Origin of the sequence: Bacillus aerius (genome assembly GCF_029894105.1) — a bacterium.
GTDB lineage: Bacteria > Bacillota > Bacilli > Bacillales > Bacillaceae > Bacillus > Bacillus altitudinis.
Genome location: NZ_JARYHO010000001.1, coordinates 1,352,474 through 1,366,162 on the forward strand (window position 1 = coordinate 1,352,474; position 13,689 = coordinate 1,366,162).

General features: G+C 40.7%; 18 protein-coding genes. 15 read left to right on the forward strand and 3 right to left on the reverse strand.

Going from position 1 to position 13,689, the window contains the following annotated elements; translation table 11 throughout:
* Window positions 1-70 precede the first annotated feature (70 nt).
* Both M2353_RS06955 and M2353_RS06960 read right to left on the reverse strand, forming a co-directional pair.
* Window positions 71-568 carry a L,D-transpeptidase family protein gene (locus tag M2353_RS06955; RefSeq protein WP_008348009.1) on the reverse strand — a complete coding sequence of 166 codons (498 nt, stop codon included), beginning with the start codon at window positions 566-568 and terminating at the stop codon, window positions 71-73.
* Window positions 569-724: 156 nt separating this feature from the next.
* Window positions 725-1,582, reverse strand: a complete 858-nt coding sequence (locus M2353_RS06960) for a metallophosphoesterase (protein ID WP_249670232.1) — start codon at window positions 1,580-1,582, stop codon at window positions 725-727.
* A 139-nt stretch (window positions 1,583-1,721) separates the two neighbouring features.
* Here M2353_RS06960 and fadH point away from each other — a divergent pair, with 139 nt between their 5' ends.
* The 15 genes from fadH to M2353_RS07035 all read left to right on the forward strand — a co-directional run bounded on the left by fadH (window position 1,722) and on the right by M2353_RS07035 (window position 12,773).
* A complete protein-coding gene (fadH, locus tag M2353_RS06965; protein ID WP_249670231.1) occupies window positions 1,722-2,486 on the forward strand; it encodes a 2,4-dienoyl-CoA reductase in 765 nt (254 codons plus the stop codon).
* A 64-nt stretch (window positions 2,487-2,550) separates the two neighbouring features.
* On the forward strand, window positions 2,551-3,771 hold the full coding sequence (locus tag M2353_RS06970) for an EAL domain-containing protein (RefSeq protein ID WP_039168704.1): 1,221 nt from the start codon (window positions 2,551-2,553) through the stop codon (window positions 3,769-3,771).
* 261 nt (window positions 3,772-4,032) lie between these two features.
* Window positions 4,033-4,929: a manganese catalase family protein gene (locus M2353_RS06975; RefSeq protein ID WP_019743902.1), complete on the forward strand. Its 897-nt coding sequence runs from the start codon at window positions 4,033-4,035 to the stop codon at window positions 4,927-4,929.
* A 184-nt stretch (window positions 4,930-5,113) separates the two neighbouring features.
* Entirely contained in the window at window positions 5,114-5,356 is a 243-nt protein-coding gene (locus M2353_RS06980; protein ID WP_003212254.1) for a YkuJ family protein, read from the forward strand.
* Between the two features lie 139 nt (window positions 5,357-5,495).
* Window positions 5,496-6,011, forward strand: a complete 516-nt coding sequence (locus M2353_RS06985; protein ID WP_142154910.1) for a ribonuclease H-like YkuK family protein — start codon at window positions 5,496-5,498, stop codon at window positions 6,009-6,011.
* Window positions 6,012-6,160: 149 nt separating this feature from the next.
* Entirely contained in the window at window positions 6,161-6,352 is a 192-nt protein-coding gene (gene abbA, locus M2353_RS06990; protein ID WP_008347999.1) for an antirepressor AbbA, read from the forward strand.
* 146 nt (window positions 6,353-6,498) lie between these two features.
* Window positions 6,499-6,942: a cyclic-di-AMP-binding protein CbpB gene (cbpB, locus tag M2353_RS06995; RefSeq protein WP_007498671.1), complete on the forward strand. Its 444-nt coding sequence runs from the start codon at window positions 6,499-6,501 to the stop codon at window positions 6,940-6,942.
* Window positions 6,943-7,038: 96 nt separating this feature from the next.
* On the forward strand, window positions 7,039-7,920 hold the full coding sequence (locus M2353_RS07000) for a transcriptional regulator CcpC (RefSeq protein ID WP_007498669.1): 882 nt from the start codon (window positions 7,039-7,041) through the stop codon (window positions 7,918-7,920).
* Window positions 7,921-8,023: 103 nt separating this feature from the next.
* Window positions 8,024-8,413: a DUF4275 family protein gene (locus M2353_RS07005; protein WP_284725184.1), complete on the forward strand. Its 390-nt coding sequence runs from the start codon at window positions 8,024-8,026 to the stop codon at window positions 8,411-8,413.
* Window positions 8,414-8,612: 199 nt separating this feature from the next.
* Window positions 8,613-9,089 (forward strand): flavodoxin, encoded by a 477-nt coding sequence (locus tag M2353_RS07010; RefSeq protein ID WP_008347992.1) that lies wholly within the window; start codon window positions 8,613-8,615, stop codon window positions 9,087-9,089.
* A complete protein-coding gene (locus M2353_RS07015) occupies window positions 9,079-9,972 on the forward strand; it encodes a WD40/YVTN/BNR-like repeat-containing protein (RefSeq protein ID WP_249670228.1) in 894 nt (297 codons plus the stop codon). Before M2353_RS07010 ends, M2353_RS07015 begins: the two co-directional genes overlap by 11 nt.
* Window positions 9,973-9,988: 16 nt before the next feature.
* Window positions 9,989-10,447, forward strand: a complete 459-nt coding sequence (locus M2353_RS07020; protein WP_008347989.1) for a flavodoxin — start codon at window positions 9,989-9,991, stop codon at window positions 10,445-10,447.
* 109 nt (window positions 10,448-10,556) lie between these two features.
* Complete coding sequence (gene dapD / locus M2353_RS07025; protein WP_008347987.1) at window positions 10,557-11,267, forward strand: 2,3,4,5-tetrahydropyridine-2,6-dicarboxylate N-acetyltransferase; 711 nt, start codon at window positions 10,557-10,559, stop codon at window positions 11,265-11,267.
* Between the two features lie 34 nt (window positions 11,268-11,301).
* Window positions 11,302-12,480: an N-acetyldiaminopimelate deacetylase gene (locus tag M2353_RS07030; RefSeq protein WP_284725185.1), complete on the forward strand. Its 1,179-nt coding sequence runs from the start codon at window positions 11,302-11,304 to the stop codon at window positions 12,478-12,480.
* A gap of 50 nt (window positions 12,481-12,530) precedes the next feature.
* A complete protein-coding gene (locus tag M2353_RS07035; RefSeq protein WP_003211408.1) occupies window positions 12,531-12,773 on the forward strand; it encodes a YkuS family protein in 243 nt (80 codons plus the stop codon).
* Window positions 12,774-12,797: 24 nt separating this feature from the next.
* Here the strand turns inward: M2353_RS07035 and M2353_RS07040 are convergent, their stop codons facing one another.
* Window positions 12,798-13,607: a mechanosensitive ion channel family protein gene (locus M2353_RS07040; RefSeq protein ID WP_284725186.1), complete on the reverse strand. Its 810-nt coding sequence runs from the start codon at window positions 13,605-13,607 to the stop codon at window positions 12,798-12,800.
* Between the last annotated feature and the right edge of the window lie 82 nt (window positions 13,608-13,689).

The following is a 13,689-nucleotide window of genomic DNA, read 5'->3' on the forward strand; positions in this document are numbered from 1 at the left end:
TACGCTCCTTAACCTGAAGATCCCACTTTCTATCATATAAAATTTTAACCATTCGTACAATTGATTTCTCCTACTGGCTAATGGTCACAGGTGTTCCATTTGGAACAATTGAAGCAAGTTCGATGACATTCTGATTGTACATGCGAATGCACCCTCTAGACACAGCTTTACCAATTGAAGACGGGTTATTCGTTCCATGGATGCCATAATGAACTTTTGAAAGGCTCAGCCAATAGGCGCCAAAGGGACCTCCTGGGTTTGGCTGTCTGTTGACAATATAATAAGAACCTGTCGGTGTCATGTTTAATATTCTACCAGTTGCAATCGGGTATGAGCGCAAGAGCTGTGATCCAGAAAACAGTACGAGACGTTTCGCTGAAATTGACACAGATATGCGGTAAGGGATCGTGTTAGGATCCGGTAACCCAGGGATGATGATGACTTCATTTTGTTCTGGCTCGCGGGCTTGAAGTGACGGATTTGCAGCCTTTAAAGCATCTGTCGTTGTTCGAAAATCAAGTGCTATAGAAGCAAGTGTTTCTCCACTTTTTACCGTGTATCGCAGCACGAAAGGACACTCCTTTTACTCAAATAAAAGAAGCCGTGATCCCCGTCTCACATATACTATATGGACGGGATCAGGCCCAGTAAGGTTTCTCCTAACATTTGTCATGAGAATGATCTTTGTTTATACATATGCAGAAAAAGGTGATTTGGCTTCTCTTTACACGTAAGATGTTAAGGTGAAAAAGGTGATTTCAGGTTTGGCTAAAAACCGAAGCGGTAGTCTAGTTGTCCCAAGCCCGCGGTTGACATAGATACGGTGCTGATAGCTACCGTATAAGCCTTCGACATATGTACGCCCAAAAGGTGCTGTGAGAATCGGTCCATAGAAAGGAAGCTGTATTTGACCGCCATGCGTATGCCCAGAAAGCTGCAAGTTTATAGGTGTTGATTCAAGCTCTAGTGCGGCATCAGGCTCATGCACAAGCAATAACGTAAAGAGATCAGAAGAAACTTCTCGTTTGATGAAATGGTAATCAGGCATACTCATCATGAGATCATCCAGTGTAGCGATCTGTATGCGTCTGCCTTCTTTTTCTAAGTGAAACACTTCATTTTTACATAATGTAAAACCACAAGCTTTCATCGTTTCCTCATATAGATCAATGCCAAATGGTCCGTAGTCATGATTTCCGCATATGGCAAACTTTCCAAACGGAGCATCAAGCTTAGACAAAGAGGCTTTGGCTTTTTCATGTTCTTCAATCGATGCTTCAAAATCAACAAGATCACCTGTAAACACAATGAGATCTGGAGATGCAGCATTGATCTTTTGGACAACAGTCTCTAAATCTTTTGCTGGAAATGTATCACTTAAATGAACATCACTAAATTGAGCAATTTTAAACTGGTTAAACGAAGCCGGTAGCTGAGCATCATGAATAGTGAGTGATACGGCGTCGATCATGCGCGGCTCAATGTACCGAGCATAGCCATAACCGGATGTGGTCGCCAAAAGTCCGAGAATACTCGCACCAGCTGCTCCTTTTAAAAACTGCCTGCGGGAAAGTTGCTTCATATAAGACTCCTTTAAAAATAAAATTAAGTATAGCATGATTTTTGATGAATCTCCTATATGGTGCATGGAGGGGAAATCATGATATGATAGACGAATAATAAATGAATAGTCATTCAAAATACACAAAGGGGGAGAACAAATGACGAAGCAAACAGTGATTGTCACAGGAGGATCAAGCGGAATGGGAAAGGCGATGGCGACTCATTTGGCACTCGGGGGCTGGAATGTTTTGATTACTGGAAGAACAGAAGAGACCCTTGAAACAACGGCAAATGAAATCAAACAGAAAGGTGGTTCGATCGCTTTTTTTCAAATGGACGTGCGACATCCAGAAGATGCTGATCAAATGGTGAAGTTTGCGGTAGATACATTTGGTGATGTGGATGCACTTATTAATAACGCGGCAGGCAACTTTTTAGTTCCAGCAGAAAAACTGTCTCCTAACGGCTGGAAAGCGGTCATTGATATTGTGCTAAATGGCACCTTTTTTTGCAGCCATGCAGTGGGCAACTATTGGATTCGTCAAAAGAAAAGCGGAAGTATGATCAACATGGTCGCCACATATGCATGGGGGGCTGGTGTTGGTGTAGCGCATTCAGCAGCCGCAAAAGCAGGCGTACTGTCGCTTACCCGAACGCTTGCTGTGGAATGGGGAAAGCAATATCGCATTCGCGTAAATGCCATTGCGCCGGGGCCAATTGAAAGAACAGGTGGTGCTGATAAACTGTGGGAATCTGAAGAGGCTGCACAAAGAACATTAGATAGTGTTCCGCTCGGTAGACTAGGCACACCAGAAGAAATTGCAGAACTTGCGAGTTTCTTATTATCTGAGCATGCATCTTATATGAATGGAGATTGTATCACGATGGATGGGGGCCAATGGCTCAACCAATCACCATTTTGAATGATCGTGTAAGACCTGCTTTTGATATGGTATAATCACACAAAGAGAGAAGCAGGTGATGAAAATGGTCGATCCATTGGATATTTTAACGAATATTGAAGATGTTTTCCCGCACTATCAAGCGATCTTCAGTGCGGAGGAACAAAAAGTGATAGGCTATGAGATTCTTGGAAGAATGAAGCTTGAGTCGGGAACAGTTAGTCTAGGCTCCTTCTTTACGGATTCATCTATTCCTGACGAATATAAATTGGAAGTAGATCACAAAGTATTAAGTCAAGCACTTGATCTCTTCACGACCGCAGATGAAGATTTGCTCATCTTTATTAATCATGATGCGAATGTCCTCATGCTCGATCATGGCGAAAGTTTTTTAGAACTTTTAAAAGAATATGAAGCAAGGGGTATTCAGCTTAGCCGGTTTGTCATTGAAATTACTGAACATACGTTTAGCGGCGACATTGAACAGCTTTACCATACGTTAACGTATTATCGTACATATGGGATCAAAATCGCCGTATCTAATATAGGGAAAGAAAGCAGCAATCTTGACCGGATTGCTCTGCTTTCACCTGATCTATTAAAAATAGATCTACAGGCTTTAAGGGCTTCGTCTCCATCTCCTTCCTATGAATATGTGTTATACAGCATTTCACTGCTTGCAAGAAAAATAGGAGCAGCTTTAATCTATGAAGACATTGAAGCGAATTTTCAGTTGCAGTATGCATGGAGAAATGGCGGTAGATATTTTCAAGGCTTCTACCTTCACGAGCCTGCCGCACAATTAATTGACCGTAACAAACGAAAAGAACAGCTTAAAGAAGAATTTCAACAATTCATTGCCCATGAGAAAAAGAAACTCCAAGCTGTCTATGAACATTCTGAAACCTTTTATAAGCGAATTCATCAAGCTGTCAGTACGTTAAAAAAATCATGCAGCACAAATGATGAACTTATACAAAAACTGGCACTTGAACTAACCGATTGCAGTTTTCGCATTTATATGTGTAATGAAGAAGGGTTTCAAATTACTGGAAATGTGTTTAAGAAAGAAAAAGAATGGCTGTTTCAGCCAGAGTATATAGAGAAAAACTGGAGCTGGCGCCCTTATTTTCTAGCAAATATTCTTCAAATGAGAATTAGCGGAAAAGGATTTTTCAGCGATATCTACAGTGATTTAGAAACTGGAGAACGAATACGAACGTTTTCTTATCCGTTAGAGGGAGACGTGTATTTGTTTGTAGATCTTCCGTATGCTTATCTATATGAGCAGGAAGGATTAATTTAAAAGCAGCCGTCGTGGCTGTTTTTTTTATTAGAAAAAAGATAGAAAAAATGGTTGACAATGAAACTGATAATCATTATCATTTAGTTATAGAGAGAAGCTACTCTCTGTTCCCCAACCCCTCTATCAGATCAAGATCCAAAAAACTTGGCGCTACCCCCGCCAAGTTTTTTTTGTGCGCCAATCATTCCCTTCATGCATAGGACATCCCAATTCATCCATACACCTTAAATGATGATAGTTAGACAGTAGGAGGGAAAAGTCATGATCAAACGTGACAAGCGGCTGCTGATTGATTTACCAATGCCAGATCACCCAGATGCAAATGGTGCAGCGGCTGTGCAAGAATTACTCGGCGGAAAATTTGGTGAAATGTCCACATTAAATAACTACATGTTTCAATCGTTTAACTTTAGAGGGAAACGAAAGCTCAAACCATTTTATGATCTTGTATCAAGTATTACAGCTGAAGAATTCGGTCATGTAGAGCTTGTGACAACTGCAGTCAATCTCATGATTACGGGAACCACCCATGGGGGCGATCCAGATACGACCCCGATGAAAGCGGCTGTTGATAAACGAAATACGCAGCATTTTATCCAAACGGCACAAACAGGCTATCCGTTTGACTCCATGGCAAAGCCGTGGACAGGTGAGAATGTGTTCTCAAGTGGTAATCTGATTCTGGATCTTCTTCATAACTTCTTCCTAGAGTGCGGAGCTCGTACGCATAAAATGCGCGTATATGAAATGACGGATCACCCTACGGCAAGAGAAATGATCGGTTATTTACTTGTCAGAGGCGGCGTACATGTTGTGGCGTATGCAAAAGCCCTTGAGGTAGCGACAGGGGTAGATGTTGGGAAGATGCTGCCAATTCCAAATCTCGACAATAAATACTTTGACTCTGCAAGAAAGTTTGAAGATCAGAATATTCATACAAAACTGTATACATTTAGTGATACGGATTATAAGGATATCAATCAAATTTGGAAAGGAAACCATCCGATTGATGGAAAGCCGCTGACAGTTATTGAGGGCACGCCAAAAGGTGCACCCGTGCCAGATTATAGAGATTTGCCGGAAGAGTTTGCTCCAGGTATTTCAAAAGAAGATTTTGACGAAATTGCGAAACGCCTGATGAGATCGGCCGGTTTATAAAAAACAAGATGCATGAGATAAGAAAAAAGACTCAAAATAAAAAAACAGATTCTTTTTCTTTTTTTGAATTCAAGAGGAAAAATATCATCTGAGAACACTTTATGGTATGATGCTTTGTAGGACTTGTGTATAATCAATACGGGTTCATCTTGAGTTGTTTTTTTGAAAGGAGTCTTTTTTTAGAATGTCACAATTAATGGGTATCATTACAAGGCTGCAAAGTCTTCAAGAGACAGCAGAAGCTGCAAACGAGCCGGCACAGCGTTATTTCGAAGTGAACGGTGAGAAAATCTGTAGTGTTAAGTATTTCGAAAAGAATCAAACGTTTGAATTGACTGTTTTTCAACAAGGGGATAAGCCAAACACTTTCCCATTTGACAACATTGATATGATTTCGATTGAGATTTTTGAGCTTCTACAATCCTAAGCTGAATCGTATGAAATGTTTTTTCTGAGAATTCCTTCGTTGATTGCGGAAGCATACACTTCATAAGTGATGAACAAATGGAAGATGATCATTCAGTGCAATATTCGGATAAGAGACCGTTAAAAAGGAGTTCCTTTCTGTGAGTGATTCTTTTTTCTTTAATCTTTCTGAAGAGCATTTAGCGTTTTCTGATGTTGTCATGAGATTGAAAGACTTTATTCAAAAAGACCCGAGATCTGTTTATGTACTATCAATTGGTACGGACTCTCAGGTCAATCAGAATGTCACAACATTTATGACTGCAATTCATCTTCACCGGATCGGCAAAGGAGCTTGGGGCTGTCTCACGCAGCAAGTGTTGAATCGGCCTGTACAAAGTCTTAGAGAAAAAATTTCATTAGAGACAGCGTTTAGCCAAAAGGTATGTGCAGACATCCTTGAGGGACCTTTAACAGAACTGATGGATTTGCTTCTTCCGTTTGCTGAGGAAGGGGCAGACCTTCGTTTTGAAGTCCATCTAGATATTGGCAAAAAAGGAAGTACAAAAGAGCTGATCCAGGAAATGACCGGAATGATCACAGCCATGGGAATTGAAGCAAAAATAAAACCCGACTCATACGCAGCATTTTGCTACGCCAATCGATACACAAAATAAATTCCGTCATTTTTCTCCAAACGTTGTCGAAACGTGCGGTTGACGATTCGATTCTAGTTCCTTATTCTAGCTGTATAGAGAGGAAGCAGACATTCAAACGCCTGCTAATCAATATAAAAGCATATATGAAACAGGGGGCCTGATGTTGAATGAGCGTCATCGAAAATCGTTTTAATGAAGAAGAGAAAAAGCTATTATTAAACGTATTACTGAATCAGGAATATGCTGTCGAATTACTAAGCAGTGAGATCAATGATATAGAATGTGGAACAAAAAATGTCGACGACAATACGTATAAGAAATTGATCACATTGTATGACAGAGTAAGGTTTGAGAATTAATATCGATTGAACATTCTATTAGATACTCTACGCTGAGTATCTTTTTTATGCAGAAAAAAATCTTTCGACAAAATTCGTTTTAGTTTATGCTTAATGTTAAAGGGGAATGTATGATTGATGATTGAGAGAAAAGGGGTCGAAGAAACATGATAGAGATAGAACCGGCTCAATTACTTGAGTCAACAGTAGCTGAGCATATGATTGATGCAGATAAAGTGGCACACGTTCAAATTGGAAATAATCTTGAGCACGCCCTATTGGTCCTGACAAAAACAGGATATACAGCCATACCTGTTCTGGATGCTTCTTATCACCTTCACGGGTTAATTGGAACAAATATGATCATGGATAAAATCTTTGGTTTAGAACGAATTGAATTTGAAAAGCTCGACCAATTGAAGGTAGAAGAGGTCATGCTATCAGATATTCCAAGACTGAAAACGACGGATCCTGTTTTAAAAGGCGTTCACGCTGTGACGAATAATGGATTTGTTTGTGTGGAAAATGAAGAGCAAGTATTCGAAGGAATTTTCACTCGGCGTGTTGTATTAAAGCGCTTAAATGAAGTCATTCATTCCGCAAAAAAATGAGCTGCAGCCCAGCTTATTTTTTTTGCCTTCATAAGCTATTATTTATATAATGACTATATAAAATAAGAAAAACTTATCAAGAGAAGGAGGGCGCCCATGCAGCTTCAAGAGTTACATATGCTTGTTGTACTTAGTGAGGAATTGAATATGAGAAAGGCTTCAGAGCGGCTCTTTGTCTCTCAGCCTGCCTTATCTCAAAGACTGCAAACGATTGAAAAAGAGTGGGGAACCAAAATTTTTTTTCGTTCACAAAAAGGCTTGACAGTGACTTCAGCAGGTGAACAAATTATTCAATTTGCCAAAGAGGTTACGACTGAGCAGGATCGAGTGCGAGAGAGAATTGATGAGCTTGAAGGAGACATACACGGTACACTCAAGCTTGCAGTTGCGTCCATTATTGGTCAGCACTGGCTGCCAAAGGTGCTGAAGCGGTATGTCGAGAAATACCCAAATGCCAAAGTATCTCTTGTGACCGGCTGGAGCAGTGAGATGCTTAAAAGTCTGTATGAAGACCATGTCCACATTGGCATCATTCGCGGGAATCCTGATTGGAAGGGCACAAAGGAATACTTAATGACCGATCATTTATATTTAGTCGATTCTGTCATCAAGGACGTGGATGAGTTAATTGAGACAGAACGCCCGTTTATTCAATTTAAAAGTGATAGCACCTATTATCAAGAAATTCAGCACTGGTGGCATCAAAAGTTTAAAGTGTCGCCAAAACAGACGATTCTTGTGGACCAGATTGAGACATGTAAACAAATGGCCTATCACGGTATCGGCTACGCCATTTTGCCTTCGGTCACCTTATATGATCATGAGAAAAGCGTACACAAAACCCCGCTCGTAGACGCAAATGGAGAGCAAATCGGACGTGACACGTGGCTGTTAGGATATGAAGCCTCTTTTCAGTTAAAACAAGTTCAAGCATTTGTTGGTGTGGTGAAAGAAATGCTTGAAAGTGAGGCAGTGTAAGTACTTCTAGAAGAGGAGGTGCTTTTTTAGGATAAGTGGTTTGATTAGGTTTCTAATAGATTTACCTGTTTCATACTGAAAAAGCAGAAAGCTGGAAGAAATGATGAGAAATCAACAAAAAAAGAAGATGGATATACCGAAGTGGGGAACTTATTTACGCGAGAGATGGCGTGGACGTTTTGCAAGTCATCTTTCTTTAGAAGAACAAAAAGAGATTGGGATGGATGGTTTCCTATGGCACTTATGCAGCTGGGGAAAAGTTGAATGCCTTGAAAAAGAGGCAGCGATAAACGCCTTTCATCAGCAATCAAAGCATACATGTACGATTTTTTATCAATTTACTCAAGAAGCGTATCTGTTTGAAAACGCTGCTGACCTGTCAGTGAAGGAACTGCCGTATACAGACGGACACATGGACTATAGCGATCTGTATGTCAGGACATTTGTGATGACGCACGAAACCGATTGCGGTCCATATTTTATTCAGAAATAAAAAAAGAGTACATCACAAAGAGATAGAGTGATGATCAGTTAAAGCCGCCTTCCAATTGGAATGAGCGGTTTTTTGATGTACGTCATGTTTATTTTGAACAGCACCTTTTCATAAAACATTTGACAATGAAAATCATTATCATTTAAAGTGTACATATAATAATTGAAAATGATTATCATTTAGATGAGGTGACCAATAGATGAAAGCGCTAATTGCATTTGCGAGTATGTCTGGCAATACGGAAGATATGGCAGCGATCTTAAAACAAACGCTTGAAGGAAAAGGGATAGAGACAGAGATGATGGAATTTGACGACACAAGCGCAGAAGATCTTTCTTCATACGATTATGTCATGATCGGCTCTTACACATGGGGTGACGGTGATTTACCTTATGAAGCTGAAGATTTTTATGAAGAGGTCTCAGCTCTTGAACTTAGTCACATCAAAGCGGCGGTATTTGGATCAGGGGATTACAGTTATCCGAAGTTTTGCGAGGCTGTTCATACTTTTCATGACATGCTGAAATCGACAGGTGCATCCGTATTTCCTGAAACATTGAAAATGGAACTTGCGCCAGATACAGATGAAGATGTGGCGTGCTGTGAGGAGTTTGCAACGAGCTTTTTAACGTGGGCATCATTGTCTGAGAAAAGAGTTGAAAATCATGTTTCATAAAGGTGCGACAGCTGTTGCTGCGTCTAAAAGTGGCGGCTACTTTGTTGCTGTCAAACGAGAAGGTATTTTCCATTACAGTGTGGAGGGCGGATGGCAGCAGCTTTTTAAGCTTAAGCATAAAATCCACGCTATCAGTTATATTGGTCCTTATTTGTTCGGTGTTGGTGAAAATGGAACTGTCATACGATCAGGAGATGAGGGCCACACATGGGCGCTATCATCTTTTCCGACAAATGCAGTTGTTTGGTCTATTACAGGACGCAAAGATGGGTTTGTATGCGCACATGGAAAGCATAGTATTTATGTGTCAACCGATTTCGGAATTTCCTGGGAAATTATGAAGCCATTTGCTCATGTAAATCAGCCCCCTGTTATTCGCTCATTATGTGTAGCGGGCGATTATCTTTATATTGGAACACAGATTCATGAGGTGCATGGAGGAATATGGGTGTATGACTTGCAAAGTGAACAGGTTTTTCTCCTAAACAGAGAAGAGCACCGAATGACTGCTTCTATGCTGCTTTGCGGGGAACACCTCCTTGTCTGTGCGTTGGGATCTAAAAAAGGGAAAAAAGGGTCTGTTCAAATTTTAGACTTACATACAAATATGCTGCATGATATTCAATCACAAGCTTTTGCGCGAGAGGAATCATTTTTGGATGTGTCAGAGGATAACGGCATTGTGTATGTGACCACCTCACAGGACGAGCATGGATTTTCTAAGGTGTATCAGCTTGATATAGAGCAAAAAGAGCTCAAGTGGTTTGATACGATCAAAGGGCATGGTTTTCGTGTCGCCAATCAAAAGGAGAATTTTTTCTGTGCGGGTTTATATGAAAGTAAGTTTGTCAGGCCTTATGAGGAACCTGCACTGATTCATTAATAAGGAGGAAGAAAAAGTGACGAAAAAAGTTTTATTGGTGTATGCCACAATGTCAGGAAATACAGAAGCAATGGCTGATTTAATCGAAAAAGGATTAAAGGAAGCTGGGGCTAGCGTGGACCGGCATGAAGCGATGGATATTGATGCTGAACTTCTTCATGATTACTCGCACATTCTGTTAGGTGCATATACTTGGGGAGATGGTGATCTTCCAGATGATTTTATTGATCTATATGAGGAAATGGAAGAGCTTGATTTGACGGGTAAAGCATTTGCTGTATTCGGTTCTGGAGATACATCTTATGAACATTTTTGCGGAGCTGTGGATTTAATTGAAGAAAAAGTGAAGGAGCTGGGCGGTGATATCGTCCTGCCATCCATCAAAATTGAGCTGAATCCAGAAGGAAACGAGGAAGAGGAATTGATTTCTTTTGGTAGACAATTTGTTCATCTTCACCAGCAAGAAGCGGGATAAAGAGGCCCGCTTGTTTTATTTGCCAAGGCGCAGACGATTCTTTCACTTGTCATTAAAACTCTCCTTTGGTACAGTAATGAAGTATAAATTAAGAGGAGGACATACATACATGAAACAAATGGACGCTAATGAAATTATTTCATTTATTCAAAATAGTACAAAATCAACACCTGTTAAAGTTTACATTAAAGGTGACTTAGAAGGTATTGAATTTGGTGAACATGCAAAAACATTTATTACAGGCAATACAGGTGTTGTCTTCGGTGAGTGGAGCGAAATTCAAGAAGCTCTAGCATCAAACAAAGACAAAATTGAAGATGTTGTCGTGGAAAATGACCGTCGTAACTCTGCGATTCCTATGTTGGATTTGAAAAACATCAAAGCACGTATTGAGCCAGGTGCAATTATTCGTGATCAAGTGGAAATTGGCGATAATGCAGTCATCATGATGGGTGCTTCTATTAATATCGGTTCAGTCATCGGTGAAGGTACGATGATTGATATGAACGTTGTTCTTGGCGGCCGTGCGACAGTAGGTAAGAACTGTCATATCGGTGCGGGATCTGTTCTTGCAGGTGTTATTGAGCCGCCTTCTGCTAAGCCAGTTGTAGTAGAAGATGATGTTGTCATCGGTGCAAACGCTGTTGTTTTAGAAGGTGTGACAATTGGGAAAGGTGCGGTTGTAGCAGCTGGAGCGATCGTTGTGAACGATGTTGAGCCTTACACGGTTGTAGCAGGTACACCTGCAAAGAAAATTAAAGACATTGATGAAAAAACAAAAGGTAAAACTGAAATCAAACAAGAACTGCGTCAGCTTTAATTGACACAATTCGCAGCAGAAGACATAGACGTGGATGATATATCCACGTCTTATTCGTATAGAGGAAAGGAAGCGAGTTCACTTGTTAAATCGTGAGCAATTAATATCCATTCGAAGAGATTTGCACCAAATTCCTGAGCTTGGTTTTAAGGAATTTAAAACACAAGCTTACCTCATCAAGCATCTCGAATCGTACTCAACAGATCGAATCGAGATGGAAACATGGCGGACTGGACTTTTTGTGAAAGTAAAAGGGACAAATCCTACGCGTGTCTTTGCGTATCGTGCAGATATGGACGGATTATCTATCCCTGAAAAAACGGGCTACCCATTTCAATCGGTACATGAAGGCTACATGCATGCATGTGGACATGATCTTCATATGACCATTGCTCTTGGTATCATTGATCATTTCGTGCATCAGCCAATCAAAGAAGATCTGCTATTTATTTTCCAACCGGCAGAAGAAGGGCCAGGCGGAGCTGAACCAATGCTTGCAAGTGATGTTCTAAAAAAGTGGACGCCAGACTTTATTACAGCGCTGCATATTGCACCTGAATATCCAGTCGGCACGATTGCAACAAAGCCGGGCCTATTATTTGCTAATACGAGTGAGCTTGTGATCGATCTTGAAGGAAAAGGCGGGCATGCCGCATACCCTCATTTAGCAAATGATATGGTGGTGGCTGCAAGTGCACTAGTAGGGCAGCTGCAATCGGTGATTTCACGAAATGTGGACCCTCTTGATAGTGCCGTCATTACAGTTGGCACGATTACAGGTGGCACTGCTCAAAATATCATTGCGCAGCACGCAAAGCTGGATGGAACCATTCGCACGCTCTCCCCAGAGTCTATGGAAAAGGTGAGAAAACGAATTGAAGCACTTGCAAAGGGAATTGAAATTGGCTACGAATGCAAGGCGACAGTTCGATACCCTTCAGCTTATTACGAAGTGGACAATTCAAAGGATTTGACAGAGGAATTTATGTCATATGTAGCCGAAGAAGGTCTTGCAAATGTCATTGAATGCAGAGAAGCGATGACAGGAGAAGATTTCGGCTACATGCTGAAAAAATATCCTGGGTTCATGTTTTGGCTAGGGGTAGATTCAGAATATGGTCTGCACCATGCAAAACTCACGCCTGACGAAAATGCGATTGAAACAGCTGTGAACGTCATGACAGCTTATTTTAAAAAGCAAGCAGGTGAATGAATAATCAAATGACCTCCTGTACACCTTATGAACAGGAGGTGTTCTTGATTATGACAAGAATTGGTGTAGAACCATCTTTATCCGATGTAGAAGAACTTTTGAAGCAAAAAGGGTATGATGTCGTACGTATTCAAAATGAACAGCAAATGGATCAGTGTGACTGTTATGTGGTCACAGGGTTAGATTCAAATGTTCTTGGCATTTCAGACACAACGACAAAGGCATCTGTTATTACAGCGTCAGGTATGACGGCTGATGAAATATGTCAAGAAGTAGAACAGCGTGTTCAATAAAACTAACAAAAAAGAACCAGGATATTATGATCCTGGTTCTATTTGCTCTTTGGCTAGATCGAGTGCTTCTTTCATTTTTTTGCGCAGAATTCGTTCGACACGCCACTGCTCCATCGTTTCAGTTTTTGCAATGATACGAAGGACGAGGGATGAGGAGCCAAATGATTCCACTCCAACGACTTGAGGACCTTCGATGATTTGCGGCATGCTCTCACGAACTTCATCACAGGCTGCTTGCAAAGTGGTGATCATCTGATCCACATTTTCATCTGGGGATAATTCGATATCAACGAGTGCCTGCATCGTCCCTCGTGAATGATTGCTTACATTAAGTATACTTCGGTTTGGAATGAAATGAAGAGTGCCATCAAAGCTTCTAAGCTGTGTTGTTCTCAGTCCAATTTGTTCAACGATCCCATCGAAACCAGCAACCGTTATATACTCGCCGACATCAAATTGTTTTTCCAGCAGTATGAAGAAGCCTGTCACAATATCACTCACTAATCCCTGAGCGCCAAAACCAATGGCAAGTCCTACAACACCTGCCCCAGCCAGCAAGGCGGTTGGGTTATAATGAAATAAGTCGAGGATCATCACAACTAGAATAAAAATCAGCAAGTAGGCGAAAATATTTAAGGTAAGACTTTGCAGCGTCTGAGCTCGTGATAAAGAGACATCATGCTTTTCAGAGAATGCTGAATAAGCACGCTTAATCATCTTATTTCCAATCGCTCTGATGATAAAATAAATCACAAAAATAGCAATGAGTTTTAGCAAAATCATACTGATATTCATGATGATGGAAACCCAATCTACTTGTTCAAGTGCTTTCATGATCTTCAAAACCTTTCTATGTATGTGCGAAATGAGAAGCTAATCATTTGTTCCCTTATGCAAGTCATGTTAAACTTTTAAT